This is a genomic window from Gluconobacter sp. (assembly GCF_047723935.1).
In the GTDB taxonomy this organism is placed as follows: domain Bacteria; phylum Pseudomonadota; class Alphaproteobacteria; order Acetobacterales; family Acetobacteraceae; genus Gluconobacter.
The window spans coordinates 32,408-58,437 of sequence record NZ_JBDOBO010000003.1; the positions used below are offsets into that span (position 1 = coordinate 32,408).

General features: G+C 54.5%; 20 protein-coding genes and 1 riboswitch. Of the genes, 13 read left to right on the forward strand and 7 right to left on the reverse strand.

The window, feature by feature from the left end:
• Positions 1–40: 40 nt before the first annotated feature.
• A complete protein-coding gene (locus tag ABF979_RS03285; protein WP_415557737.1) occupies positions 41–2,392 on the reverse strand; it encodes a TonB-dependent receptor in 2,352 nt (783 codons plus the stop codon).
• Positions 2,393–2,546: 154 nt separating this feature from the next.
• Here ABF979_RS03285 and ABF979_RS03290 point away from each other — a divergent pair, with 154 nt between their 5' ends.
• Genes ABF979_RS03290 through ABF979_RS03330 form a run of 9 tightly spaced genes read left to right on the forward strand, consistent with a single transcriptional unit; the run spans position 2,547 to position 11,827 of the window.
• Positions 2,547–3,875 carry an LLM class flavin-dependent oxidoreductase gene (locus ABF979_RS03290; protein WP_415557739.1) on the forward strand — a complete coding sequence of 443 codons (1,329 nt, stop codon included), beginning with the start codon at positions 2,547–2,549 and terminating at the stop codon, positions 3,873–3,875.
• Complete coding sequence (locus tag ABF979_RS03295) at positions 3,872–5,350, forward strand: ABC transporter substrate-binding protein (RefSeq protein WP_415557741.1); 1,479 nt, start codon at positions 3,872–3,874, stop codon at positions 5,348–5,350. Before ABF979_RS03290 ends, ABF979_RS03295 begins: the two co-directional genes overlap by 4 nt.
• Positions 5,347–6,297 (forward strand): ABC transporter permease, encoded by a 951-nt coding sequence (locus tag ABF979_RS03300; RefSeq protein WP_415557743.1) that lies wholly within the window; start codon positions 5,347–5,349, stop codon positions 6,295–6,297. Before ABF979_RS03295 ends, ABF979_RS03300 begins: the two co-directional genes overlap by 4 nt.
• On the forward strand, positions 6,294–7,127 hold the full coding sequence (locus ABF979_RS03305) for an ABC transporter permease (protein WP_415557745.1): 834 nt from the start codon (positions 6,294–6,296) through the stop codon (positions 7,125–7,127). The genes ABF979_RS03300 and ABF979_RS03305 overlap by 4 nt, the downstream gene beginning before the upstream one ends.
• On the forward strand, positions 7,124–7,957 hold the full coding sequence (locus tag ABF979_RS03310; RefSeq protein WP_415557747.1) for an ATP-binding cassette domain-containing protein: 834 nt from the start codon (positions 7,124–7,126) through the stop codon (positions 7,955–7,957). The genes ABF979_RS03305 and ABF979_RS03310 overlap by 4 nt, the downstream gene beginning before the upstream one ends.
• A complete protein-coding gene (locus tag ABF979_RS03315) occupies positions 7,954–8,730 on the forward strand; it encodes an ATP-binding cassette domain-containing protein (protein WP_415557749.1) in 777 nt (258 codons plus the stop codon). Before ABF979_RS03310 ends, ABF979_RS03315 begins: the two co-directional genes overlap by 4 nt.
• A 13-nt stretch (positions 8,731–8,743) precedes the next feature.
• Positions 8,744–9,772, forward strand: coding sequence for a P1 family peptidase (locus tag ABF979_RS03320; RefSeq protein ID WP_415557752.1), 1,029 nt, complete (start codon positions 8,744–8,746; stop codon positions 9,770–9,772).
• Complete coding sequence (locus ABF979_RS03325) at positions 9,765–10,628, forward strand: alpha/beta fold hydrolase (protein WP_415557754.1); 864 nt, start codon at positions 9,765–9,767, stop codon at positions 10,626–10,628. The genes ABF979_RS03320 and ABF979_RS03325 overlap by 8 nt, the downstream gene beginning before the upstream one ends.
• Entirely contained in the window at positions 10,625–11,827 is a 1,203-nt protein-coding gene (locus ABF979_RS03330; RefSeq protein WP_415557756.1) for a tetratricopeptide repeat protein, read from the forward strand. Before ABF979_RS03325 ends, ABF979_RS03330 begins: the two co-directional genes overlap by 4 nt.
• Before the next feature lie 9 nt (positions 11,828–11,836).
• On the opposite strand, the gene ABF979_RS03335 is transcribed toward ABF979_RS03330, so the two are convergent.
• A complete protein-coding gene (locus ABF979_RS03335) occupies positions 11,837–12,835 on the reverse strand; it encodes an LLM class flavin-dependent oxidoreductase (protein WP_415557758.1) in 999 nt (332 codons plus the stop codon).
• Positions 12,836–13,234: 399 nt separating this feature from the next.
• Here ABF979_RS03335 and ABF979_RS03340 point away from each other — a divergent pair, with 399 nt between their 5' ends.
• Together ABF979_RS03340 and ABF979_RS03345 are read left to right on the forward strand one after the other, a co-directional pair.
• Positions 13,235–14,575 carry a gluconate:H+ symporter gene (locus tag ABF979_RS03340; RefSeq protein WP_415557760.1) on the forward strand — a complete coding sequence of 447 codons (1,341 nt, stop codon included), beginning with the start codon at positions 13,235–13,237 and terminating at the stop codon, positions 14,573–14,575.
• A 46-nt stretch (positions 14,576–14,621) separates the two neighbouring features.
• On the forward strand, positions 14,622–15,377 hold the full coding sequence (locus ABF979_RS03345; protein ID WP_415557762.1) for an SDR family oxidoreductase: 756 nt from the start codon (positions 14,622–14,624) through the stop codon (positions 15,375–15,377).
• A gap of 21 nt (positions 15,378–15,398) precedes the next feature.
• On the opposite strand, the gene ABF979_RS03350 is transcribed toward ABF979_RS03345, so the two are convergent.
• From ABF979_RS03350 to ABF979_RS03365, 4 genes are read right to left on the reverse strand one after another with little or no spacing between them, the layout of a single operon-like run.
• Complete coding sequence (locus ABF979_RS03350; RefSeq protein ID WP_415557764.1) at positions 15,399–16,391, reverse strand: FecCD family ABC transporter permease; 993 nt, start codon at positions 16,389–16,391, stop codon at positions 15,399–15,401.
• Complete coding sequence (locus tag ABF979_RS03355; protein ID WP_415557766.1) at positions 16,391–17,344, reverse strand: ABC transporter substrate-binding protein; 954 nt, start codon at positions 17,342–17,344, stop codon at positions 16,391–16,393. The genes ABF979_RS03350 and ABF979_RS03355 overlap by 1 nt, the downstream gene beginning before the upstream one ends.
• Positions 17,341–18,099 (reverse strand): ABC transporter ATP-binding protein, encoded by a 759-nt coding sequence (locus ABF979_RS03360; RefSeq protein ID WP_415557768.1) that lies wholly within the window; start codon positions 18,097–18,099, stop codon positions 17,341–17,343. The genes ABF979_RS03355 and ABF979_RS03360 overlap by 4 nt, the downstream gene beginning before the upstream one ends.
• Positions 18,100–18,101: 2 nt before the next feature.
• On the reverse strand, positions 18,102–20,327 hold the full coding sequence (locus ABF979_RS03365; RefSeq protein ID WP_415557770.1) for a TonB-dependent receptor: 2,226 nt from the start codon (positions 20,325–20,327) through the stop codon (positions 18,102–18,104).
• 90 nt (positions 20,328–20,417) lie between these two features.
• A riboswitch (cobalamin riboswitch) is annotated at positions 20,418–20,620 on the reverse strand.
• A gap of 187 nt (positions 20,621–20,807) precedes the next feature.
• Here ABF979_RS03365 and ABF979_RS03370 point away from each other — a divergent pair.
• Together ABF979_RS03370 and ABF979_RS03375 are read left to right on the forward strand one after the other, a co-directional pair.
• Positions 20,808–21,656 carry a fumarylacetoacetate hydrolase family protein gene (locus tag ABF979_RS03370; protein ID WP_415557772.1) on the forward strand — a complete coding sequence of 283 codons (849 nt, stop codon included), beginning with the start codon at positions 20,808–20,810 and terminating at the stop codon, positions 21,654–21,656.
• 443 nt (positions 21,657–22,099) lie between these two features.
• Positions 22,100–24,217, forward strand: a complete 2,118-nt coding sequence (locus ABF979_RS03375) for a TonB-dependent siderophore receptor (protein ID WP_415557774.1) — start codon at positions 22,100–22,102, stop codon at positions 24,215–24,217.
• Positions 24,218–24,528: 311 nt separating this feature from the next.
• Here the strand turns inward: ABF979_RS03375 and ABF979_RS03380 are convergent, their stop codons facing one another.
• The gene (locus ABF979_RS03380; RefSeq protein WP_415557776.1) at positions 24,529–26,025 is read right to left on the reverse strand and encodes a CHAD domain-containing protein; all 1,497 of its coding nucleotides are present in this window, start codon (positions 26,023–26,025) and stop codon (positions 24,529–24,531) included.
• Positions 26,026–26,030: the final 5 nt, after the last annotated feature.

Here is a 26,030-nt window from a genome sequence, read left to right on the forward strand (position 1 = left end):
AAAAATCAGAGGGATGGCAAGAACGCCATCCCTCGCTTTTTCAGAAGTCTGCGCGAACGCGCACTTCCCAGGTTGCTGGCCGGCCAGCAACTGCAATGTTGTCGCCACCCACAAAATAGCCGCGCGTCACGTCATAATGCTTGTCCGTGATGTTGCGACCAATGCCCTCGATCTTCCAGTGCCCCTTATGCGGGGCAAAAGAGATATATCCACCCCAGAGGGTATATCCCGGAATCGTATTGGCAGAGTTCAGGGCCGTACTCGTCGTACGCAGGCTGTAATCAACACCAGAAACGAGGTCGTATTTGCCGACGCGCCACGTATAATCCACAGAACCATTGGCTGTGAAATGCGGGACTTCAATGCCACGTCCGGAGACGTCCTGCTTCACGCCAACCCAGACACCATTAACTCGTCTGGAACTCGTGACCGCACTGAACTCATCGTATGCGCCTTCAACATAAGCGCCAGACTGCGCCACATGCAGCCCAGGGACCGGAGACCACTCGACTTCATATTCCCCACCAAACATGTGGGAACGTGGCGCATTGACGAACAGGCCAATGGCAGAGCCCGTGGTCGGGCTGTACGCGATGGACTGAACCTGACGGTCAAAATAGTCATAGTAGAAGAAGTCAGCATTCACTCGCAGGTTATACCGCGGCAGGATCAGCTTGTTGCCCACTTCGAAAGAATAAAGCTGCTCAGGCTTGAATGGGTTGGTCATCTGCGTAACGTCAGATGAGTTGTACACCGTGAAGCCACCGGATTTTACACCTTTGCTGAAGGTGAAATACGTCATGTCATGACTGAACGGATGATACTGAACGCTGAACTTTGCAGATGGCAGCGTATAGGACTGAGACTGCTGAGCCAGAGAGTTGTTCGGGTTCGTGACGACGCCCCCGACCAGATAATGCGCATACACATTGTCGAGGGTGCGCTTTTCGTGTTCGACACGAATTCCGCCGACCAGTTGCAGTTTTGGCGTCAGGTCATACGTAACCTGACCAAATCCGCTGATGGTATTGACCGTCTGTGAATAACGGACATCGCCATCTGTATTATAGAGCGCTTCAAAGCCAGACTGGTAGCGATCATTCAACCACTGGTGCCCGTAGTAAATGCCATCGATCCAGTGAAGACGCCCAGACGTATTGGATGAGAACCGCAGTTCATTTGCCACCACATTGGCGCGCGTGTTAAATTTTACATCGGCGAGTGACAGCGATGAGTCATCAAAATTGTCGTATTCATTCCGCTGCATGTAGTCATAGCTGGCCAGGTTCGTGATCGTGAAATCACGAAGGTGCTTCTCAACCCGCAAGCTGCTCCCGCCCGTATCAATATGGCTGTAAGGCTTCTGGTCCGGTGTCAGTCCGGTTTCCTTGGCAAACTGCGCAGATGTGCCCCAGCGCGTGTTGTAACGACTGGTAGATGCCGGCATTGGATTAGTCGAACTCAGGCTGGTAATCGGGCGCCAGGCGTAAACCCCTGTTCCGTCAGACCGGTCACGGCTGCCATGCAGATTCCATTCGATTTTCCAGCTCTCTGACGGTGCATAGTCCACCAACAAGCGGGCGGCCCCACGATTGACGTTGCCAAGATGCGCTTGCGCTTCAGGGTTGTACTGCCACGCCCCGCCCTGCTGTGTTTCGCCGGAGAGACGGAATTTCAGCTTGTCATTGATTGGGCCGGAAATATAACCGTCGATCTTGGCGCTATCGAAACGGCCATACTGAGCACTCAGGCCCCCAGCCAGCTTGTCGGTGGGCTTATTCGTAATATAATTGATGGCGCCGCCCGTGGTGTTGCGTCCATAGAGCGTGCCCTGAGGCCCACGCAGAACTTCCACGCGCTGCATGTCAAACATCATTCCATTGATGCCGAACGGAACCGGGTTTGCCACCTCATCGATATAGATACCGACTGTTGGGGAATTGTTACTGGAGTAGTTGTTGAAGCCTACACCACGGATGGTATACGTGAACTGTCCACTTCCATAGGAAGGCTGGATCTGAAGTGATGGCGTGGCATACTGGAGATCGAACACATTGTTAATGTTTCGGTTTTCCAGCATTTTTGCGGAAACCACACTGATTGATGTACCAATGTTTTGCGGGCTGTCTGCACGACGCTCAGACGTCACGACAACATTTTCCACCCGTGAAGGTTCAGCCGCATGCACTTTGGATGCAATCTGGGAATGAGCAGCCGTAGGGACAGTGCTTCCCTTCCGTGACGCAGCCTGGGTGGGCTTTTTCGTAGCATTCTCTTCCGCAGCCGCAGCAACATTCCAGAGCGGCAGGAATGCAACGCTGGAAATCAGTGCGATACGCCCACGAACAAGGAGGGCATTCCTGCGGTACGGAGCAGTGAGGACGTCGTGCATCGGTTCCGCCTAATAACTAAGTTTCTTCGTCGTTCTTTAAAACAACTATTTAATTGCGTTTAAGGGATAGAAAAACGATTCACAACAGGTTATGTTGTGAATGCAACAATTTTTTTGTGTTTCTGAACGCGTTGAAAACAAGAGATCAAGATCCATGGCTTCCCAGATGAAACTCGCCGCATTTCTTCTCCCTACCGGCCATCATGCGGCGGCTTGGCGTCATGCTGGATCTGCCCCTGATGCAGGAAGCAATTTCAAGCGTCAGCTTGAACAGGCACGCCTTGCTGAACGGGGATTATTTGATGCCGTGTTCATCGCAGATTTTACAAGCTCCATCGACGAAGCCACAATCGATGGCTTCCGCAGAATGACATATGCAGCATCTTTCGAACCTTTAACGCTTCTTGCCGCGCTTGCTGCCACAACAGATAAGATTGGTCTGATCGGCACTGTCAGCACAACATACTCTGTCCCCTATCACCTCGCGCGGCAGTTCCTCTCACTTGACCAGATCAGCGGCGGACGTGCCGGATGGAACCTTGTCACGACAGCCAACGTCAAGGAGTCCATTCATTACGGACGTCCGAGCCATGTCCCGCATGCGGACCGTTATCGTCAGGCCCGAGAGTTTGCACAAATTGTAGAAAACTTCTGGGATAGCTGGAGCGATGACGCCTTCCTGAGAGACACAGAAAGCGGCGCCTTTTTTGCGCCAGAAGGCCGACGTCCCTTCGACTTCAAGGGCGAGTTTCTCTCTGCAGCAGGTCAGATCGACATCCCCCGCTCGCCACAGGGCAGACCCGTTCTTGTGCAGGCGGGTTCTTCTGAACCAGGCCGCCAACTGGCTGCGGAAACTGCCGAAATGGTCTTCACCGCCCAGCAAGACCTTGAGGAAGCAAAAGCTTTCCGCCTCGATCTCCACCGCCGTATGAGGGAAATTGGGCGAGACCCCGCATCCCTGAAAGTCATGCCAGGCGTCTATCCGCTTGTTGGTCGCACACAGATGGAAGCGGAAGATCTGAAGGCTGAACTTGACGAACTTACCCACCCTGACGTCGGGCTATTTCTGCTTGGCGGCATGACGGGCACAGATCTCCGTGGCCTCCCCCTTGATGCCCCCCTTCCAGAAGCTCCAGCAGACTTCAACGGAAACCGTAGCCGCCAGACACTGCTCGTAGAAATGGCCAAGAAGCGCAACATGACCCTGCGCGACCTCTACCTCGAAGTCAGCGGCGCTCGCGGCCATTGGTCCATTTATGGTGGCCCAAAGGAGATTGCAGATCAGCTTGAAGAGTGGTTTGTGGAGGGCGCGGCAGACGGGTTCAATGTCATGCCTCCCATTCTGCCGCAAAGCCTTGAAACGTTTGTGGATCATGTGGTGCCAGAACTTCAGAGACGCGGCCTGTTTCGCACAGCCTATGAAGGCTCCACCCTGCGCGAGCATCTTGGCCTCAAGCGCCCGGCTCCCGGCGAGACCCCATGAAGTCAACTTTTGCGCTTTTAACCATGGCAGGCCTGAGTCTGGGCACGTCTGCGCTGGCTCAGACGCGCGACACAATGAGCATTGGCGTCTCTATTGAGCCGCCTGGCCTGGACCCGACCCGCAGCCCAAGCGAGGCCATCGGCACAATCACATACAACAACGTCTTTGAAGGCCTGACCCGGCTGGACCGTGACGGGCACGTCCAACCCCTGCTTGCACGGGATTGGACTGTCTCAGATGAAGGCCGCGTTTATCACTTCACTTTGCAAGAAAACGTTCATTTTCATGATGGAACTCCTCTCACCTGTGAAAATGTGCGGTTTTCCCTTTTGCGTGCAGGGGCGACGTCCAGCACAAACCCCGACCGTACATTCTTTACAAACATCGCGGATGTGAACTGTCCCGACACTACCCACGCAGATATCACACTCAAAAAAGCCCATGGCAGCTTCACCTATGAGCTTGCGTGGAATGATGCCTCCATCCTGTCACCCTCATCAGCAGACAAGAACGCCAGCCATCCCATAGGGACAGGTCCGTTTCTCTTCCAAGCCTGGCAAAGAGGCGATCATGTCACGCTGTCCCGTAATCCCGATTATTGGGGAAAGGCGCCAGAACTAAAGGCTGTCACATTCCGGTTCATGCCTGATCCGCTTGCTGCCAGCAATGCGCTTCTGGCGGGAGAACTGGATGCTTATCCCTCATTCCCTGCCCCTGAAATTCTTGGCCGTTTTGCAGGAAATCCTAACATCAAGGTCGTGCGCGGGACCTTCCCGTTCAAAGCCATTCTGGCACTGAACAATGCGCGCAGGCCATTCAATGACCTACGCGTACGTCAGGCTCTTGCCTACGCTATCGATCGAAAAGCCCTCATTCAGGCTGGGGCCGATGGAGACGGGACAGTCCTGCAATCTCATATGGCTCCCAATGATCCAGACTACACTGCACTCCCCGATCGGTACCCATACAATCCGGAACGTGCACGGGAGCTTCTCAAAGAGGCTGGCATCAAACCGGGAACACAACTGACGCTCTCTTACCCGCCCATCACCTATGCTCGCGATACGAGCGAAATCGTTGCCGCTTATCTGGAGCAGGTTGGCCTGATCGTTACGTTGCAGCCGTTGGAATGGCCATCATGGCTGGGCCGTGTTTTTGGGCAGGGCTCTTTTGACATGACAGTCATTGCCCATACAGAGCCGCACGACATCGGGATCTATGATCGGGATAACATCTATTTTCATTACAAAAGCCCGCAGTTTCATGAGCTATTCGAGCAGTATGAAGCCAGCGACAACGCGGAGGATCGGCATCACCTCTCCATCGCCATGCAGGATCGCCTCGCGCAGGATGAGCCCAACGTTTTCCTATATTCCCGCCCTCGGGACACCGTTCTGAACCGACATATCTCCGGCTTATGGATCGACCAGCAGATCGCAGCCTGCCCTATGGCAGATGTGACGTGGCAACCATGATGACAAATCTTGCCTCTGCCATTTCAGGAAGACTGGTGGTTCTCGCAGTCGCCAGTGTGATCGTGTTCGCTCTGTTGAACCTACTTCCGGGGGATCCGGCCACAGTGATGCTCGGGCTGGATGCAAGCCCGGACAGCATCGCAGCTCTCCATCACCAGCTAGGCCTCGATGCTTCCCCCGCAACACGGTATCTGCGCTGGATTTCTGGCCTGCTGCATGGAGAGGCTGGAACGAGTTACGCCTATGATGTCCCCGTTCGTGGACTGATCCTTGAGCGCTTCCAGAGCACCCTCCCTCTGATCCTGCTGGCTACGGGCCTCGCTCTTCTCATTGGGTTACCCACGGGAGCCATCGCAGCCACTCATCGTGGAAAAGGTCTTGATCTTGCCGTCATGGCGACGTTGCAGTTCCTCAAATCCATTCCGGATTTCTGGCTCGCCATGATGATGACGCTGCTGTTTTCCCTGACACTGCACTGGTTTCCCGCAGGAGGATTTACAGGCTGGAACGCAGGATTTTTTACTGGACTGCGAGCTCTTTTCCTCCCCACAGTCGCGCTCGCCATCCCACAGGCAGCCATCACGGCACGCTTCATGCGCTCCTCTCTCATTGATGTTCTGAACCAGGACTTTATCCGGACAGCACGCGCTCAAGGCTACAGCCGCACGGCCGTTCTCTGGAAAATCGCCATTCCAAACGCATTGATTCCAGTGCTAACACTGATCGGCATTCAGCTTCCCGTTCTGGTGACTGGCGCAATCATTGTCGAAAGCGTGTTCAATATTCCGGGCTGCGGAAAACTTCTTCTGGAAGCCGTGAACCAGCGTGACATTCCGGTCGTACAAAATCTTGTCATGCTGATTGTCGCGGGTGTCCTGCTGCTCAATCTGGCACTTTCCATCATTGTTCGCTGGTTGGACCCGCGCCTTGCAGGAGAAAGGGCATGACCCGGCTTCGCACGAACAGGAGCCTGATTTCTGGAAGTACCCTTCTTCTGGCGTGCCTTGTCCCGGCAACAGTTACGTGGATCTGGCGGGGTGGCCGCTCTCCTCTGATTGATATCGCGCATCGTTACGCTCCGATTTCTTTCTCTCACCCACTGGGGACGGACCCGTTCGGACGTGACATTGCGAGTTATGTCCTGACAGGGGCTTTCAACAGCACGGTAATCGCCGTAATCGCGGTGACACTCGCGACAGTCATTGGGACAGCCTTGGGGCTCGTCGCGGCTTACGGCGGTTTACGCGGCAAAGCCGTGATGAACACAGCAGATCTGGGACTGGCTTTTCCACCTATTCTGATCGCCGCCATGCTCGTCACAGCGCAAGGCGCCTCTGCCACTGGCGAAATTTTCGCTATTGCACTTTTCGGCATCCCAGCCCAGATCCGGATTACACGACAGGCTGCGCACTCCATTCTTGTGCTCGATTACATTGCAGCCGCTCGCATGGCAGGGCTGAACTCTATCAATACGATCCTTCGGCATGTTCTTCCAAACATCGCGCCTATTCTGATCGTTCATGCCTCGACCTCTCTGGCGTTGGCCATTCTCTCAGAAGCCGGCCTATCCTATCTGGGGCTTGGGGCACCGCCCCCTCAGCCGGATCTGGGACGAACGCTCGCGTCTTATCAAATCCATATTTTTGACCATCCCCTGCTTGTTGCAATTCCAGGTGTGACCGTGATGGTTCTGGTGCTCGGGTTTAATCTGCTTGGCGACGGCCTACGTGACCTTCTGGAGCGCCCTTTCAATAGACTGAAAGGACAGCCATCATGAGCCATCTTCTGTCCGTTCAAAATTTGTCAGTTCGTGCTGGCTCCACAGCCATTTTGCACCCTTTGTCCTTCACCATGAACGCTGGTGAAACCGTCGCTGTCACGGGAGAATCTGGTTCGGGAAAATCCACCCTTGCCCGTGCGCTTATGGGATTGCTCCCTGATGGCTTTGAAACATCAGGTCAGGCTCTGTTTGAAGACCAGAACCTCATTTCTCTTCCGGAGCGCCAGTTTCGAAGCCTGCGCGGTCAGAAGATTGCCATGGTTTTTCAGGAGCCCATGACCGCGCTAAATCCAGTCCGCCGGATTGGTCAGCAAATCGGGGATACGTTCCGACTGCACACCGCCATGACAGGTCGCGAAATCAAAGAGGCCGTTCATCAGCTTCTGGATCGTGTTGGCCTCAGTCGCGCAGGGGTTTCAGCAAACGACTACCCTCACACGCTGTCAGGCGGTCAGCGACAGCGTGTGCTCCTGGCTATCGCAATCGCGTGCAAACCAGCACTGCTGATTGCTGACGAGTTCACAACCGCACTGGATAGCCAAATCCAAGCCGAGGTCATGGATCTGGTCCAGGATCTGGCATCTGAAAATCAGATGGCCATTCTGATGATTTCCCATGATCTGGGCCTGATCCGCCATAAAGCCAGTCATGTTCTGGTTCTTCAACACGGGACACTCGTGGAAAGTGCAAAGACGGAAACACTTTTTTCAGCACCTCAGCACCCATACACACGTGCTTTACTGAGCATGTCCCTACACGGAGTGAACCATCCGCCGCTGACACGCCTGCCAGTGCCAGAAAATCTGGCGTCTGGGGTGGAGCCATGAGCCATCTTCTGGAAGCCAGACATATCCAGTACGATGTTGCAGGCCGGGGAACATCGCTGCTTAGCTCGCAGAAACCGAAGATCATTCTACAAGATGTCTCGCTTCACGTAGATAAGGGCGAAACACTGGGGCTCGTTGGGTCCTCAGGCAGCGGAAAATCTACGTTGGCTCGTATCCTAACGGGTTTAGTCGGTGCGAAAAGTGGTCAAATTTTCTTTGAAGAACAGGATATTACGTCCCTCACCGGCGCTGCCCGACACCGCTTCAGACCCCACATCCAGATGATTTTCCAAGACCCACAAGGAGCTCTGGACCCTCGGCAGACGGTTGAAAAAATCGTCGCAGAACCTCTTTATCAGACCAGTTTAGGTGCTGAAGAAAGGAACCGTCGTGTTCTTGACGTTCTGGCAGACGTGGCTCTGCCGAAAGACGCCTTCAGCCGCTATCCTAGAGAATTTTCCGGAGGCCAGAGACAGCGTATCGCTATCGCCCGCGCGCTCGTAACCCGCCCTGATGTTATCGTGGCAGACGAGGCTGTTTCGGCGCTGGACGTCTCCACTCAGGCCATCGTTCTGAACCTTTTGCTGGATCTGCAGGAGCGTCATGGGTTGTCATATATTTTTGTTAGCCATGACTTGGCTGTAATTCGGCACATCTCACATCGTATTGCTGTTTTAGATGGTGGGAGAATTGTCGAAACGGGCCCCACAGCGGACGTTTTGATGCACCCTCAACACCCGACAACCCGCGCTCTCATTAACGCCACCCTCTGAAATCACACGTGCCATGACTTCCAAAATCCGCCATAATCTCATCACGGACATTCCCGGTATTCGCGTCGGAAATGTGCGCAATGTTCAACAAAGAACTGGCGTTACTGCGCTTGTGTTCGACCGGCCAGTTGTCGCCTCAGGCAGCTTCCTTGGCGGAGCCCCTGCACTTCGGGAAAACGCGCTTTTGGAGCCAGAGATGCTGGTGGATGGCATTCACGCCATCGTGCTATCCGGTGGATCGACGTATGGTTTGGATGCAACCGCGGGCGTGCAGGCCTGGCTAAGAGAAGAGTTTGACGCTCTTCCCCCGCCAAACGGCCAGGTCCGCGTGCCTATTGTGGTGCAGGCCAGTCTTTTTGACCTTGTGAACGGCGGCGACAAAGACTGGGGGCGATACTCGCCTTATGCAGAACTAGGCTATCAGGCCGCACAAGCAGCGTGTCACGGTCCCTTCAAACTCGGGACCGAAGGCGCTGGCACTGGCGCAACCACTGCGACCGTAAGAGGGGGACTTGGATCAGCAAGCGCCATAACCTCCAGCGGCCACACGGTCGCAGCGCTTATGGTCGTCAATACTGTCGGGACGGCTACGATTGGAGACGGACCTCACTTCTGGAGCGCGCCTTTCGAACAGGATGCTGAATTCGGAGGGCTCGGTTACCCGCCACATCTGACAGCAGATGACCTCAAACTCCGCATGAAGCCGAATTACGTCGCCGGAACCACAATCGGCGTTATTGCAACTGATGCCACCCTGACGAAAGCGCAAGCCAAACGGCTGGCCATTCTGGCGCAGGATGGCGTCGCACGTGGCGTTTTCCCCGCGCATCTTCCGCAGGACGGAGACGCAGTGTTCGGCATCGCTACAGGCGATGCACCCGCGCCCGCTTCCATTGAGGCGTGGACCGAAATTCTGCATACGGCCACGCAGGTCACAACCCGAGCGATTGCGCGCGGCGTTTATGAGGCATCGCCCTTGCCAGGCGAGTCCACTCGCCCCACGTGGCAAGAACGTTTTGGGAGGAATACCAGCCATGACTGAGACACTTCCACCAGCAGAAACATTCTTCCGCGTTCCAGGCCGCAGGCTTGCCCTCTCTTCAAAACAGACTGGAAGCGACACAACGCTCTTTTTCGTGCACGGATTGGGCGGAAACCGTCAGCAGTGGCGGCTGCAGTGGGACCGGTTTTCCAAAGAGCCCGTCAATCTCGTCGCATGGGATGCGCTTGGACATGGCGAGAGTGCGCGCTCCAAGCATGAACAGGTTTTTTCCAGTCAATTTTTGGTACAAGATCTTGCCGCTGTTCTAGAAGCTTTCCCCTCCCGCAAACGCATTATCGTCGCTCATTCCTTCGGGTGCCGCATCACGTTGGAATGGATTTCCGGATTACTTGCTGCTGGAGAGGACATACCCGTTGATGGCCTCATTCTGTTGGGGCCGGCATCTCTTGCCACGTCCCTGAAGGGGCCGATGTTTGGAAACTGGATGGACCGTCTGCCCTTTTGGCTCGCCTCGTTTGCGAGACCGGTTTTACAGGCGCGCTTCGAAAAGCTGGCGTGGGCTCCAGACATAGATCCAGAGATACTCCAAACCGAGCGTCAGGCGACGAAGCGCAACAACCTGTTCATGATCAATGCTGTCCGCTCCGGTGCAGGCCCGGTCAATACGGAAATCCTGCGCCATTTTGACAAGCCTGTGCATATTCTTGCGGGTCAGAACGACGGCATCGTCCCTCTGACGGAAGTCAGAAAAGTGCATGATTTTATCCCCATCAGCACCTTGGATATCCTGCCAGACTGTGGTCATCAAATCATGCTGGAACAGCCTGTTATCGTAAACCAGTACATTGAAAGAGAACTTCAGCGCCTTTCCTCCTCTCCGGGAGAGGCGCCATGACACAGGACGTTCTGAACAACGATATTTCTGCTGACCAAGCGTCCACGATCGCTGGCATCAATGATTTTATCCTTGGTTACCTTGGATATGACCTGCGTCTGGTCAAAATTCTCGAAGTTGCAGACCAGTCAGAAGACTGCCTGGCGAACACCTATGCCGGTCTGCTCTGGATGCTATCTGAAACAGGTGATGTTCCATCAGAAGCGCGCCGATATCATGAACGCGCAGCTCAATCCGTTACCAATGCCCTTCCTCGTGAAAAGCTTCTGTTTTCAGTTCTGGAGGCCTCTATTGCGGATGATCCAGAGGCTATTATTCGCCTGACAGATCGTATACTCGCCCAGTGGCCGCGCGATCTGGTGACTTTGAAGCTTCGCCAGTACCACGATTTCATTCGGGGTCGCTTTGAGGACATGCTGGCCGTTGCACTGCGCAGCGAAGACGCCGCCGGAGACGTTGCCGCCCTGCACGGTATGCTGGCTTTTGCCTATGAGCAGTGCCATGATTTTCCTGCCGCTGAGCGTTCTGCCCGCACAGCTCTTGCCATGGATCCATCAGAGCCATGGGCCCAACATGCCCTTGCTCATGTTTTCCTGACGCAGGGACGCATTGATGAAGGTACCGCGTTTCTTGAAGAGCGGTCTGCTGGCTGGAAAACGCTCACCTCCTTCATGGACACCCACCTATGGTGGCATCTGGCTCTCTTTTACCTTGCACGCAATCGGGTAAGCGACGCTGTTTCGGTTTATGACCAGCATTGCTGGACCAGAGAACGCAGCTTCTCACAGGATCAGATTGGCGCAGTATCCCTTCTGGTCCGTCTGGAGCTGGCGGGAGCTGACGTCGAAGACCGATGGATGGATTTGGCGAACTGGCTCGCTTCACGACAGGACGATGTCAGTCAGCCCTTTCTGACCCTGCAATATCTTTACGGATTACTCCGTGCCCATCGTCCGGAAGGGCAGCATCTGCTGCATCGTATCGAGGGCCTCTCCGGGCAAAACCTGCCAGATCAGCGAGCGTGGGATCTGGTAGGCATTCCTTTAGCCCGTGGGCTGAACGCCTATCTCCACAATGAAAACGCTTCAGCCCTACTCTTCTTCAACGCTGCGCTTCCTCACTTGCAGGACATTGGTGGCAGCCACGCCCAGAGAGACCTGTTCATTCAAATCCATCAGGACCTGCAGCGGCGCATGTGAGAGGCTTGATCAAGCCCCCACGTCTGCCTTGATCCTGGCTGTAATTTCAAGCGAGCGCTTGCGGCTGTCCTGATCATGAATCGGGACTGCCACCATCAACTCGTCAGGCTTGTGACGTTCCAGGAAGTGTCTCAGCTGTCCCTTCACACTCTCTTTGGACCCGGCAAACGTATAAGCTAGCGTCTGCTCAAGGAGCGCCTGCTCCTCTGCCGACCACGACGACAGGATATTATTGACAGGCGGCGGGAACGCGATAGGCCGCCCGCGGCGCAAAGCCATAAAATACTGGTATAGTGACGTCGCCAGGCGCTTACCATCTGCTTCCTCATCCGCTGCAATGACATTGACTGTCAGCATCACATGAGGCCGCGCGCATCTTTCGGACGGCTCAAACCGCGACCTATAGAGAGCAATGGCCTCTTCCATCTGCGCTGGCGCGAAGTGAGATGCAAAGGCGTACGGTAGCCCCAACTGGGCGGCCAGAACGGCCGAAAACAGAGACGACCCCAAAATCCAGACCGGAACGCGCAGGCCCACTCCGGGAATGGCACGTATCAAATGCGTATCTTCCGCCGCCATGGGCTCGAAGTAATGCAGAAGCTCAACCACATCTTCCGGAAACCTGTCAGGCGCTGACGGGTCGCGTCTCAAAGCACGAGCCGTTCTCTGGTCAGCACCTGGTGCCCGGCCCAGACCCAGATCTATGCGGCCCGGAAAGAGCGTCTCCAATGTTCCGAACTGCTCTGCGACAATAAGGGGCGAGTGATTTGGGAGCATGATCCCGCCAGAGCCCACCCGAATACGGGTCGTTGCCCCAGCCACCTGACCGATCAGAATGGCCGTTGCCGCGGACGCAATTCCCGGCATGGAATGGTGCTCAGCCAGCCAGTACCGATGAAACCCCAGATTTTCCGCTAGTTTGGCAAAATCGATTGTATTCCTGAACGCCTCACGAGGGCCTGCGCCCCGCGTGATGATTGAAAGATCAAGAACGGAAAACGGGATCATTGTGTGGTCCTTGAGGTCAATGCGTTCAGACGTACGGCATCGTAGCACGAACAGACAAAGCCGTAGCCATTGTCACCGTACAGACTCCTGACGCGGCACTTCACTGATGCGTTGCGTTCAAGTTCCCGTCATTCAGACGCTTCTTTAATGTCGGGTCAGGAGCGAAAAATGCAGGAATAATTTAAAAATTGACAGCTTCCATATTCTTCAACCCACGCACTTGAGCCATGGTGGAAGCCTTCTGTCGAGATCATGACGCAGACTTTACATCCGTTCTTTGAGGCAATCGGCGTATGGGTCTGAGAAAGTTTCAGTTCTCTGCAGGAGCCTCTCACGTAACGGTTTTTTCTGGTTTCCGCTTCTGAACTGTTTCCTCGTTCTGACAGGGCTGCGTTCCATATGACAACAACCTTTGCCATTCTGCTGGCAACAGCCGCAATCATTGCAGTCGTCGTACTCATTGCGCGTTTTCGTCTGAATCCCTTTATCGTTCTCTTCAGCGTCTCCATTCTGCTGGCTCTCTGCTCGGGTATGCCTGCGGACAAAGTTGTTGCGTCTTTCGAGGCTGGAGCCGGGCACGTCCTCGGGCATGTCGGCACGATCATTGCGCTCGGCACCATGCTTGGCAAAATGCTGGCTGAATCCGGCGGCGCGGACCGTATTGCCCTGACAATTTCAGAGCGCGCGGGTCGTCAACGGATCGACTGGGCCATGATGGTGATTGGCCTGCTCGTGGGGCTGCCAGTCTTCTTCGAAGTTGGCGTTGTCCTGCTCTTCCCGCTCGCTTTCGTTCTTGCAGCCCGAACAGAAACATCGCTGCTGCGAGTGGCCCTTCCCATGGGTGCGGCGCTTTCCGTTACGCACGCCATGATCCCGCCTCACCCCGCAACGCTCCTCGCCCTCTCGGCCTATCACGCCAACACGGGCACAACGATTTTCTGGGGCGTTCTGTTGGGAACACCGATTGCGGCCATCTCGGGCCCGCTATTCGCGCGCTTCATCAGCCCCCGTGTTCTCATCACAGAAAAGAATGCGTTGGCAGAACAGTTTGTACGGCGTGAAATCCCGACAAACCTCCCAGGCTTTACGGTTACGGTTCTGACCATCACATGCCCGGTCATTCTGATGCTGATCGGCTCTTCCGCGGACATGTTTACGACTCCGAGAAGCGCACCAAACATGTTCCTGCACTTCATCGGCAACACGGACATTGCACTGCTTCTGGCAACCGTCATGTCGTTTTACGTGCTGGGACTGGCTCGTGGATTTTCGCGGGAAACCATTCTTCGCTTCACCAATGAGTGTCTTGGCCCAACAGCCCTGATCATGCTTCTGGTTGGTGCCGGCGGGGGCTTTGGTCGTGAACTCATTGATAGTGGCGTTTCCAAAGCCATCACGGACGCGGCCGTCAGCGCTCATGTTCCTCTTCTCGTGCTGGCATGGCTATTGGCCGCGATCGTCCGCGTCGCTTGCGGGTCTTCTACCGTTGCCATGAGTACGGCCTCCGGCATTGCGGGTCCGATCCTCGCGCACTCGCAGGGCGTATCGCCAGAACTCATGGTGATTGCCACCGGCGCAGGGTCCGTGGCTTTCGGCCCCATGAACGACGCTGGCTTCTGGCAGATGAAAGAATATCTTGGCTTGACCGTTCCGCAGACAATCAAGACCTGGTCAGTTCTGGAGACGATCATTGCCGTTCTGGGACTGCTCTTCTGCGTTGGTATTTCAATGTTCATCTGATCCGCGTTTGCAGAGCGCTGACACAGCAAAGGAAGAAGGATTTTCCATGAGTGTATCTCTTTTTGACCTGACGGGACGTCGCGCTCTGATTACGGGATCGTCTCAAGGTATCGGTTTCAGTTTGGCCAAAGGCCTGCAAGCGGCGGGCGCTGAAGTCGTTCTGAATGGGCGGGATGCTTCCAAACTCTCGGCCGCAGCCGAGGAACTGGGAGGTGTCGAGACACTTGTTTTTGACGTGACCGACCATGCAGCTGTTCGAACTGCAGTCGATCGCTTCGAAGAAGATACCGGGCCCATTGATATTCTGGTTAACAACGCAGGAATGCAGCACCGCGCGCCCTTGGAGGACTTCCCACCAGAAATGTTTCAGAAGGTTCTTCAAACAAACCTGACCTCCATTTTCAATGTTGGACAGGCTGTTGCGAGACATATGCTAGGCCGTGGACAAGGTAAGATCATCAATATTGCCAGCGTCCAGACGGCCCTCGCCCGGCCGAATATCTCCCCCTATACGGCCACCAAGGGTGCCGTAGGGAATCTGACGAAGGGGATGGCAACCGAATGGGCAAGACATGGCCTTCAGTGCAATGCCATCGCGCCAGGTTACTTTGATACGCCTCTCAACGCTGCACTCGTAAATGATGCAGAATTTTCAACATGGCTGGAAAAACGCACACCTGCGGGTCGGTGGGGACAGCTTGATGAACTGACGGGGGCCTGTATTTTCCTTGCTTCCGGCGCATCTTCGTTTGTGAATGGCCATGTTTTGTATGTGGACGGCGGTATCACGGTGTCTCTCTGAAGCAAACGCGCCAAAGACACATCAACGCCGTGTTAGAAGCCCCATCAGGAAACAGGCACCTATCGCAGAAATGACTATCCCAACCGGTAGCTCCTGAGACGGCAAAAGACAGCGACTGACAAGATCTGAGAGGATTGTCAGCATCCCCCCCGCGACTATAGCGGGGATAAGGATATTTCGAACAGACCGTCCCCAGATGGGCCTTATGAGATGAGGCACAATCAATCCGACGAAGCCAATCGGCCCACACAATGCCACTGTCGTTGCACAGCTGAACGCGCAAAGGGCAAGAACACAAAGCCGTAGCCTTCTGGTTTGTACCCCGAGGGACGCTGCGGTTTCCTCCCCGGCCATCAAGGCATCCAGATCAGCGCCAAAGGCCCATTTACCAAAGATCACGGGCAGAAGCCCCAGAACGACAAGTGGCAGAGCCGACCAGCGAGCGGCAGAAAAGCTGCCCATCGTCCAGAACAGGACGGATTGCGCCGTATTACGATCACCCCAGAAGATCAGCAGGTTTGTCAGAGTAGAGAAGACAAAGGAAATCGCCAGACCAGACAGCAGCATCCGTTCCGTTGAGACCCGTGCGCCAGACCGGGATCTAAACGATACCAGCAACAGAAGTGCTGAGGTTGCCAGAAATGCCCCACCGACTGCACCAAAAGCGATCGTCCAGACGCCGAAAACATCCCCCAACAATACGATGACAGCAACAGCGCCCGTCGCTGAGCCCGAGGATAGCCCGAAGAGAAACGGATCTGCCAAAAGGTTGCGGGTTACGGCCTGAAGAAGTGCTCCTGCACCGGCAAGAATTGCTCCGGTCAAGAAGGCCAGAACCAGCCTTGGCATTCGCAGGGACCAGATGATCCGGGCGGCAATATCATGACTGGCTGGACCGGCCAAAAGTCCCGCTTGCAACGAAGGCCAGGGAAGAGAAGCACTTCCGAGCGTAACTTCCAAAAATGCCAGCACACTCAGAGCCGGCAAAGCGCTGATGCCAAGAACGCGTTTCATCAAGGTACTGCGTCCGGATGGAGAAAGGCTGCAATCTTTTCGATCACATCGATATTCGCTGGAGACGGCGTCATTTCATCATAGCGCACAACCAGAAAACGGTTTGTCTTCAGGGCGGTACTCTCCGTCAGCAATGGCTGGCTTCGCAGAAATTTCAGACTGTCTGAAACACCCGCCCCGTAATCCATCACCAAAATAGCTTCAGGATCACGCAAACCCGCGTTTTCCCACGAAGCAGCACCCCAGTTTGTTGGTAAATCACGAAAAATATTTTCGCCCCCACCCAGCCGGATCAGCTCTGTCGCGAGGGCATATTGGCCAGCCGTAAATGGCCGATCGCGTCCACTGTCATAGAGAAAAACACGTAACGGATGATGGCCCTTGAGACGATCCTGAATGTGCTGAACGCGCCTTTGCCAGCTTTCAACCAATTGCCGAGCCTGCTGCTCCCGGCCGAAAACCTGTCCAAGTTTTTCTTCGTCGCCATACAGAAGGTCTAACGTCGGAAGAGCTGTAGATTGCCCGGCCCGGAAGCAGCTTTCAGACAGAACAAGCGTCGGGATACCCTGAATTGCCAAGGTCTCAGGTGTCACATCTCCACCGACATGCATCCCATAATTCCAGCCGGCAAAGAAAAAATCTGTTCCGGCATCAAGCAGTTGTTCGAGACTGGGATAATGGGTCGCGATTTCGGGGATATCACCTTGTTGAGCTTTGAAACCCGGTGTGTATTTGTTCCAGCCTGATATCCCGGTCAAACCGCGAATATAGGGCTGCAAATGTAGAGCAAAGGCCATTTCCGCCATATTAACGTCGTGGATGACAGCATGCTCTGGCTGATGCGTGATCGTTACGGACTTCCCGCAGCTTTGCACGGTAACCGGGTAGGCGAAGGCCGTTTGCACGGCAAAGCCACAAAACCCGAGAAACAGCATTAAAGCAGGCGTTTTCATGCGCCTCGCGGCCTAAAAACGAACGTCGTGCTGCCATCATCCAGTTGAACGGGATGAACATTCAAGCCGAACGCATGCCCTAGTTCCGAAGAGAGAAAAACCTCAGAGGACGCCCCATCCAGAATGATTTTTCCGTCCCTCATTAAGAGAGTTCGCGGCGCAAAATCAGGCACGAAAGACAGGTCATGCAGGACGGCCACGATTGTCAGAGGGAGGTCACGCAATAAACTTAGCAGTTCTGCTCTGGCCGCAAGATCCAGGTGATTGGTGGGTTCATCCAGCAATAGTATTTTGGGGGTCTGGGCCAGACATCGCGCCAGCATCACATGCTGACGCTCACCACCAGAAAGACTGCCAATCGACCGCTTTAAAAAAGGTTCGACACGGAAATACTGGATCGCCGTCTGCAGAGCCGCAGTATCCTGCTGCGCCTGAGGAATGCCTCGAAACGGGAGACGACCAAGTGCGATATAATCTTCAACTACGAATTCAGGAGTTACATCATCGGTCTGGGAAAGCCACGCAATCTCGCGCGCTACCGCTGGTCTGGACAGGGTACTGAGCAGCGTTCCTTCCAGAACTATCTCCCCTTCCGTGGGCGAAATTAATCCCGCGAGGAGCCTCAGAAGCGTGCTTTTCCCTGCACCATTCGGGCCAATGAGTGCAACATGCTCACCCTCCCTGACGGAGAAATCCGTCAAAGAGAGTATGCGGTCATACCCAGCACCATGTGTCTGAAGCACAACCTCAGACACGATCAGAAACCGGCCTGAACACTGATCGAGAAGGACCGCGGCGCCCCCAACATCACTTCACTCGGATAACTGGTATCAGCCCACTGGATGAAGTGCTTGTTTCCCACATTGTCTACCCGGCCATAAACCGTCACGCCACGATAGGCATGCCATGCCGCGAAAAGATTGACGAGCGCATAGTCTTTCAGACTCAGGGTATTGGCGTAATCGCCCTTGCGGGCAGATACGTAACGCATACCAGCCCCCAGATCGACCGGCAGATCTGCAACCCGGGACCAGACACCCCACAGGTTAGCCGTGACAGCCGGAACGTTCGGGACCTCGTTCCCGGAAGCATTCACTGACGCTGAGGGATGGAATGATCCATAACGAGACCACGTATAGGCAACATTTCCGGACAGGCTCCAGTGTTTGCCCAGCGTGAGGTCCCCCTGCCATTCCACACCCCGTGACTTCTGAACGCCCGCCGTTGCCACGCTGTCCACACCGGTGGCAACGAGAACTCGGGTACGACGGATATCGTACAGAGACAGTGTAGAAGACAGGCGCCCTTTCCAAAAAGAGCCCTTGGCGCCGATTTCTCCCTGCCTGGACTGACTCAGGCGTGAAAACTGCCCTTTATTAACCAGGAAGATATTGGAGCCCGGCGGATCTTCAGCCGTCGTATACACGCCGTAGAGGCTAATGTTGTCTGTGAGATCATAAACAGGGCCAATCCTGAAGTTGGCAGGATTGTAGTTCCCCTTAAAGCTGGTCGCAGGATTGAACGCGCCGGACTGGCTATAATTCTGACGGTCCAGTTTCAGCCAGTCATAGCGAAATCCACCCACTACACGCAGGTCGTCCCGCACGGTCACGACATCTTCCATAAAAATGCCTGCGTCCACCATGGTTGTTGGAGATTTCGTATATGGATACTCCCCAGCAAAGCTCCCAACGGCCGTACTCTCAGGACTACTTAGAGAAACACTGTCCGCATATGTCGCATCCGGAAAACCACGGTTCCGAATGAGCCGCACATAATACGCGTCTCCACCGACGACCAGACGGTTCTTCATTCCGAAAACGTGGAAATCAAACTGGCCATCCAGCGTGTCACCAACCTGATGCTGGTTCATATAAACATAGAACCGATCCCGGCCGAGCCGACCGGGTGCGATGGCATTTCCGGCTGCGTCTGTCTGCCCGGCTGAACCGATATAGCTGTAGGATTCAGCGTTATTCCAGTTGCGCTTGGCGTAAAGGACATAGGTTTTATTGTGGAACGTCATGTTCTCCGTTGGCTGCCACGTCAGATGGAGCGTCGGAGTCACATTGACCGAGCCAGCTTTTGCATCCTTGGCATTGTAATAACGCCAGAGCGATGACCGGCTTACGCCTAACCCCCTGGAAGACGACAGCAGGCCGCCTACGCCATCATGGACCTGAGCCAGCGGGACCAAAGGGGTTCCATAGTACGTCGACAAGCGATCTGTCAGATAGTCGACGCCAAAGCGGGCTGTAAATTTCTTCGAAGGGTGCCAGAGCAACGTTGTCGTGAAATCGTTGCTGTGTGGGTCTGCGCCAGCAACATATCCATCAGACGAGGTACGACTGAAATCACTTCGAATGGCCAAAGTGTCGGTAATGGGAACCGAACCACCCACGCCAGCATTCCACGTATTGAAACTGCCATAAGATACCAGAGCATTGGCATGCGGCCCATCAAACGCAGGGTCACGCGTTCGCATGTCCACCGTGCCGCCAACAGCGCCCTGCCCGTACAGAACAGACGACGGCCCCTTGAGAACCTGAACGCTCTCAAGATTAAAGCTGTTGAGCGGACGGTTCACCATCGTGGTCGGGCCGTAATAAATTCCGTCCCGCAGGATCAGAACCTGATTTCCGCTGAAGCCGCGCATCATCATCTGCGCCGGACTTCCAGGAGATCCACCGGAAGAAACGCCCGGTGCGCTGTCTGCGGCGTCTTCAGCATGCGCATAGCCGCGCTGCTCCATCACGCTGCGCTGAATGACATTGATGGTTGCAGGGTTATGCTGAACCGTCAGCCCGAGCCTGCCCCCGATAACAGCACTGTCCTTCAATGGCTGCGCCCGACCGTGCGCCGTAATGTGTTCTTCTTTCGCTTTGGCAGCCGCCTTCCTGACGTCTTCTGTCTGGGCGAACGCAGGCTGAAAAACGGTCAATGCCGCGACGGGCAACACACCGACAAAACTGATTTTCCTCATGGATAACGCAAACTTCACTCAACAATGCGTCACTACGATGAGCAGGATAAACATCCTGCTGCGTCCGGTGCACCCCGCCCTTTCGCTTCGTCCATGACCATTTTCGATGGCAGGTCTCCTGGCTTGCGGATCATCGGCAGATCGCGAGCCTTCCCAAGGCTGACGCCCCAGTGGCCGGGTTCCCGGAACCCATCGTGATCAGCCTCACCGCTCACAGTTGCGGGGGCAGCCGCAGCATTTCACTGCGTTCCCTTTTCATCCCCTTCCGGGGAACCATCATTGAGCAGGGGCATAACCGAAACTCCCATATAGTCAAACACGTATGTTATAACATATCAATAACTGAAGTTATCAACTTGAACAATGGGGGCGCCTCGCGTTTGGGGCAGCGGCCATGAACAGGCTCCTCAATCCCTTGGAAAGAGCGCCTAAACATGCCTAATCTCATACTTCCCCACTCTGGACAGAAAGTGTCGCAGGATGAAGCTCTGTCGTTTTGGTCCCTTGGATCAGGAAACACCTGGACTCATTGATGACACTGGCATGCTGCGAAGCCTCAAAGGGGTTCTACCTGATATTACGGCTGCCTATCTCTCTCCGGATAAGCTTGACGCCTTACGGGCCATTAATCCGAACACTCTCCCTGTCGTTTCAGAAGCACCACGCTACGGTATTCCGTTCTCAGGTGCCGGAAAGTACATCTGCATTGGCCTGAACTATCGGGATCATGCCGAGGAAGCAGGCCTTCCCCTCCCCTCAGAGCCAATCGTCTTCATGAAAGCCATCTCTGCCCTGACGGGTCCGAGCGATGGTATCCTGATCCCTAAACAAGCCACCAAAGTGGACTGGGAAGTCGAGCTCGCAGTCATTATTGGCACGAAAGCGTCCTACGTCTCCCCGGAGAAGGCTTTGGAGCATGTTGCGGGATATTGTGTCGCCAATGATGTCTCTGAACGCTCATTTCAGATGCAGACAAGCCAATGGGACAAAGGCAAAGGCTGCGACACATTCGGGCCTTTGGGACCATGGCTTGTGACGACCGATGAAATCGCCGATCCGCAAGCACTCTCCATGCGGTTAGATATCAACGGACACCGTCGGCAGACGGGGCATACCTCCAACATGATCTTTGACGTCCGCAGCATCATTTCACATGTCAGCAACTACATGACCCTGATGCCGGGCGATATCATTGCTACAGGCACACCTGCCGGCGTCGGAATGGGCATCAAGCCTCACCCGGTCTATCTCGAACCAGGAGATGTCGTAGAGCTGGAAATCGAAGGGCTTGGAATTCAAAGGCAGATGGTGAGGTCAACTCACGCCTGAACGGATAGAAAGACTTTCACACAGCGCGATTCTTGAAAAAACATCCGCTTTCGTAATTCTTTTTTTGTAGAAAATACTTGCCCGCTCAAGGTGGCAGGAAAGCTGCGCTGAATGTAACAACTGCGAATTTGAGTGAATTAAAGATTGATGTTTTTGAGAATGAATATCATTTGTAACTTTAAGAAAGCCGGGAACTCGGTTGAAATTCCCGTGAAAATTCATTTCAGCGGAGGCAGTTAGCCCGTTCCATGAGACTTCCAGCGTCGAACGTTCCTCAACGTACAAATTTTGCTCCAATGCTTTTTACGGCGCTCCTCCTCTCTGGCACATGCAATGGTGCCTTCGCCGCTGCAGTTGATGAGGGTTCGCCAGATACACGCAAGAAATCATCTTTAGCGACGAGTAACGCAGAGAAACGTTCCGCTTCGACACAGTCTCATAATGTGCAGCGCAAACACGTTGCGCAGGAAGATGATACGCCTGGTAGCATCGAACAGCTTCTTGTGCAGGGACATCGACGCAATGCGTCCACAGACGGCACCGGAACCTATACGGTTTCCGCGGTTTCCACGACCAAGATGCTTCTCAAACCGATGGATATTCCGCAATCCATCTCTGTTCTCAGCAGTCAACAGATGAAGGACCAGAATCTTAATACGATTGATGCAGCTCTCAAACAGGTCGCGGGCGTCAACGTTAACATGTACGGTGATGGAACAGGTGGCTATACGGCCCGTGGCTTTTCGCTGCAGGCTCAGTATGACGGCGTTCCTTCCATGAGTGGTCTGACGTTCAGCCAGCAATACGATTTGTCCATCTATGATCGGATTGAAGTCCTTCGGGGACCAGATGGAATGCTGCAAGGCTCCAGCACGCCAGGTGGGAGTGTCAATTTCGTTCATAAACGCCCGACAGAGCAGTTTCAGGGGAATGCTTCATTCTCTGCTGGCTCGTGGAGCAATTATCACGCCACCTTTGATATTGGCGGCCCCGTCGCGAATTCGAAAATCGTCTCCGCACGACTGGTCGTCGCAGGAACAGACCGTAATCAGTTTTATAGCAACGCCTATGATCGGCGATGGACGATCTATGGGGTTACGGATGTGCACCTGACGCGTCACGACACACTGACAGTCTCTGTAACGTCTCAAAGCAACGATACAACCCGCTACATGGGCCTTCCCAGAGCCAGCAATGGTGCAGATCTTGATTTACCCACCAGCACCTTCATAGGCGCGAACTGGGGTAAGTCCGACGTGCCCATGACAGAAGTCGAGGCACAACTCGAACATCTTTTTTCTCATGGTTGGCGCGGGCGCTTCAACTACCGTCATCGGATCGCGGCCACGACGCTTCAATACGCTTATCTCAACGCTTATAATGCCGGTGCAAAGAGCGGAAATTTCGTCGCGGCCAACACACGCTACGATGAGACCAATGACGGTCTGGACGCCTACGTCGCTGGGCCTCTTCATCTTTTTGGACAGAAACACGTCCTGATGATGGGAGCGAACTATGACCGTTACCTCTATGAAGGTGGCGGCGCCAGTGCAAACTCTCGCACCTATACGGCCCTGGCTGGAATCCCGATCAGTGCCAACAATGCCATCCCGTCCCTTGCCCTCCCTACAATCACCAATCGCTATTGGGAGCCGTCCACACAATGGGGGGTTTATGGTCAGGCGCAGATCAAACCGATCTCAAGCTTTGCTATCCTGATCGGTGGACGCGTTAGCGGGTACGTTAGCAAGACACGTCGAATCTCGCCCTATGTGGGCAGAACCAACACAGATATCGATCAGCAAGGCATTCTGACGCCCTATATTGGCGGGGTTTGGCACTTGCGACCGAACATCTCAATGTATGCCAGTTACGTCTCCACCTTCTCGCCCCAGTCCGTCTTTGACACAACGGGACGTCTTGCGCCTGTCCGCGGCAATCAGCTTGAAGGAGGCATCAAGGGAGAGTTCTTCCGCGGACACCTCGGTATGACCCTGTCTGGCTACAAGATCATCCAGAAAAATGAGGCCATTTATAACGGCACAATCGGCGCTATCTGTGGCCCCGGTGGCATAGATGACTGCTATGTCGCCACAGGTAAGACGCGCAGTCAGGGCGCGGAAGCAGAACTGATCGGGCGGCCTCTGGAGGGCTGGGACATCAATGCCAGCTATACGTACAACGATAACAGGATCGTCAATAACGGTAGCGCGACACAGTCTGGCCTGACCTATGCTGGCAACTCACCCAAACATCTATGGAAACTCTGGACACATTACCGTTTCGAACCCTATCGCGGTGCGCAGAAAAACGTCTGGAGCATTGGTGGCGGGCTCAATGCGCAGACCAGTACCTTCGGGACAAACCGCACCGTAACGCAGGGTGGATATATCATCGGATCCATTCAGGCGGGATACCAGTGGAACAAGTATCTTTCCCTCTCCGCGACGCTCAATAATATTGCCAACAAGCGCTATTATCAGCGCTTGGGCAATCTCTACTACTACAACTATTATGGAGAGCCGCGGAACTTCATGTTCACACTCAGGTCAAATTTCTGAGGGAGATTTCAGGCGGCTTCATAAGCTCTCTGCAAATGGGCGGGGCTCCACAGGTAAGGATCTACCGCGTTCAGAGCTTGTGGGGCCGTTTTTTCGGTATGTGTATCCGGTCCGGTCGTTCCAGGATCGGTCTGCCTAGACCACAACAATATCATGATAAGTCCGGCAACCACGACAATGATTGTCAAAAAAACCCAGCGTCTCTCCATGATCTTCACTCCCGGCAGCAATCAGCCATATTCGTCGGCTGCCTCTGAAAATCATAAGCCAGAGCATGACCAAGGGTTTCCGCTACACACAAGGAAATAACCTCACTCGCACCAGAACGGAGCATCTTTCGAAAAATTCTTCCATCGTTTGGGGAGTTTCTTGAGGATTTTCTTCCGATCCTGATGTGCAGCCCGGATGATCGCGTCCCCTGCCTCGGCTAGATCCGGCCTTTCCCGGATCGCCTGGTTCACCAGGGCATCTGCTGTTGCGGCATCATTGAAACGACCGAACAGTTCCTGCAAATCCTTGCAATGGCTCATGTAGGTTTCGAGGTGGCGGCCCTTATAAAGGGGAAGAACAGTCTCGATACTGTATCGCAGCCCTTTCAATGCCTTGCGGACGTTATGAAGCTGCCGGTCTGATAGTTTCCCGATATGACGCCCCCGATGCTGGACCTTGCGCGCCATTCTATCCAGCAAAACAGGTGCGTGATCTTCCAAAAGTGCTCCAGTAAGTTTTGGCCCAAAGACAGCAGCGGGATCTTCCGTACTCTGCCCCAAAGAAAGCAGTGCGGAAGTTATGCGCGGATCAGTCAAATTCTGCCGCATCTGCCTTAAAGCTTCTGATCGTCTTTCTTCTGCAAATTGGGTAAATTCGGTCCGAGCCTCTTTGATCATGTGGTTCGGTACAATCTCGGTCAGGAAAACATCCCAATCTCTGACATTCCCAAGAGATCGTCCAATTTTCTGCAACACTCTCGCTTCATTCTCAAACGCGCCTTTTGGAAACAGAGGGCGAAAGGCTTTCAGGATTGTCCGTAGCCGCCGAAGAGCCACTCGCATCTGGTGAACGCCCCCGACGCTTCCCTGCTCGGCTGACGGCTGAAGGGTCAGAAAAGCCGCCAGAAGCCCTCGGACAGACTGGCTCCAGCCCTCCCCAACAGTTACATCACCTGTAAAGACAGGGGCTTTAACCATCGCACCATCGGGATAGAGGCCTGTTGCCAGCCGGACGCCCCTCATAGGAACGGTCTCCCCCGTCAGCCAAATGGGCAGATCATTCAGCGTCTGCGCCATGCCGTAGAGACTGCGCACATCCCCTCTGACCAGCATCAGATCCAACGTACAAACAGCTTCCGCCAATTCTCCAGCCTGCACCGATCCGCGAGATAGAGTAACCCTGATGGTGTGATCATCAGACGCCTGCTCCCCCTGTAACTGCCAGAAATCCGATCGGTATATTGGGAGCAATGCACCTGAAAGATCCAGGTTCGCAGCCGGAGTGGCTTCAAGCAGCGTTGTCTCGGGACGTAATCCCTTCCTCGACCAGACCCAACGTTCTGAAGACTTCATATTCGGTAAGCCAGACCACGCTACAGGCTCCAGCCCCTGAACCGAAAAACGGCCTTCCCGCCCTGTGCACAGCGCCCAATCATGGCGAGACAGCAGGCCTGATGCCGTGTCATGGAATGTCCAGACCCGACGGCGAGGCCTGACACTTTTCAACGCTGGAGCAATAATCGGGTGATGTCGAATGAGAGGCCATGCTTCTGGCAGAAAGCGAAATGTCAAACGTTGCGGCAAAAGGCTTCGGATCATTGTTC

What these genes read in the sequence shown, in the direction of transcription:
- ABF979_RS03285 (WP_415557737.1), bottom strand. Translation starts at nt 2,392, where the DNA reads ATGCACGACGTCCTCACTGCTCCGTACCGCAGGAATGCCCTCCTTGTT.
- ABF979_RS03290 (WP_415557739.1), top strand. Translation starts at nt 2,547, where the DNA reads ATGGCTTCCCAGATGAAACTCGCCGCATTTCTTCTCCCTACCGGCCAT.
- ABF979_RS03295 (WP_415557741.1), top strand. Translation starts at nt 3,872, where the DNA reads ATGAAGTCAACTTTTGCGCTTTTAACCATGGCAGGCCTGAGTCTGGGC.
- ABF979_RS03300 (WP_415557743.1), top strand. Translation starts at nt 5,347, where the DNA reads ATGATGACAAATCTTGCCTCTGCCATTTCAGGAAGACTGGTGGTTCTC.
- ABF979_RS03305 (WP_415557745.1), top strand. Translation starts at nt 6,294, where the DNA reads ATGACCCGGCTTCGCACGAACAGGAGCCTGATTTCTGGAAGTACCCTT.
- ABF979_RS03310 (WP_415557747.1), top strand. Translation starts at nt 7,124, where the DNA reads ATGAGCCATCTTCTGTCCGTTCAAAATTTGTCAGTTCGTGCTGGCTCC.
- ABF979_RS03315 (WP_415557749.1), top strand. Translation starts at nt 7,954, where the DNA reads ATGAGCCATCTTCTGGAAGCCAGACATATCCAGTACGATGTTGCAGGC.
- ABF979_RS03320 (WP_415557752.1), top strand. Translation starts at nt 8,744, where the DNA reads ATGACTTCCAAAATCCGCCATAATCTCATCACGGACATTCCCGGTATT.
- ABF979_RS03325 (WP_415557754.1), top strand. Translation starts at nt 9,765, where the DNA reads ATGACTGAGACACTTCCACCAGCAGAAACATTCTTCCGCGTTCCAGGC.
- ABF979_RS03330 (WP_415557756.1), top strand. Translation starts at nt 10,625, where the DNA reads ATGACACAGGACGTTCTGAACAACGATATTTCTGCTGACCAAGCGTCC.
- ABF979_RS03335 (WP_415557758.1), bottom strand. Translation starts at nt 12,835, where the DNA reads ATGATCCCGTTTTCCGTTCTTGATCTTTCAATCATCACGCGGGGCGCA.
- ABF979_RS03340 (WP_415557760.1), top strand. Translation starts at nt 13,235, where the DNA reads ATGACAACAACCTTTGCCATTCTGCTGGCAACAGCCGCAATCATTGCA.
- ABF979_RS03345 (WP_415557762.1), top strand. Translation starts at nt 14,622, where the DNA reads ATGAGTGTATCTCTTTTTGACCTGACGGGACGTCGCGCTCTGATTACG.
- ABF979_RS03350 (WP_415557764.1), bottom strand. Translation starts at nt 16,391, where the DNA reads ATGAAACGCGTTCTTGGCATCAGCGCTTTGCCGGCTCTGAGTGTGCTG.
- ABF979_RS03355 (WP_415557766.1), bottom strand. Translation starts at nt 17,344, where the DNA reads ATGAAAACGCCTGCTTTAATGCTGTTTCTCGGGTTTTGTGGCTTTGCC.
- ABF979_RS03365 (WP_415557770.1), bottom strand. Translation starts at nt 20,327, where the DNA reads ATGAGGAAAATCAGTTTTGTCGGTGTGTTGCCCGTCGCGGCATTGACC.
- ABF979_RS03370 (WP_415557772.1), top strand. Translation starts at nt 20,808, where the DNA reads ATGAAGCTCTGTCGTTTTGGTCCCTTGGATCAGGAAACACCTGGACTC.
- ABF979_RS03380 (WP_415557776.1), bottom strand. Translation starts at nt 26,025, where the DNA reads ATGATCCGAAGCCTTTTGCCGCAACGTTTGACATTTCGCTTTCTGCCA.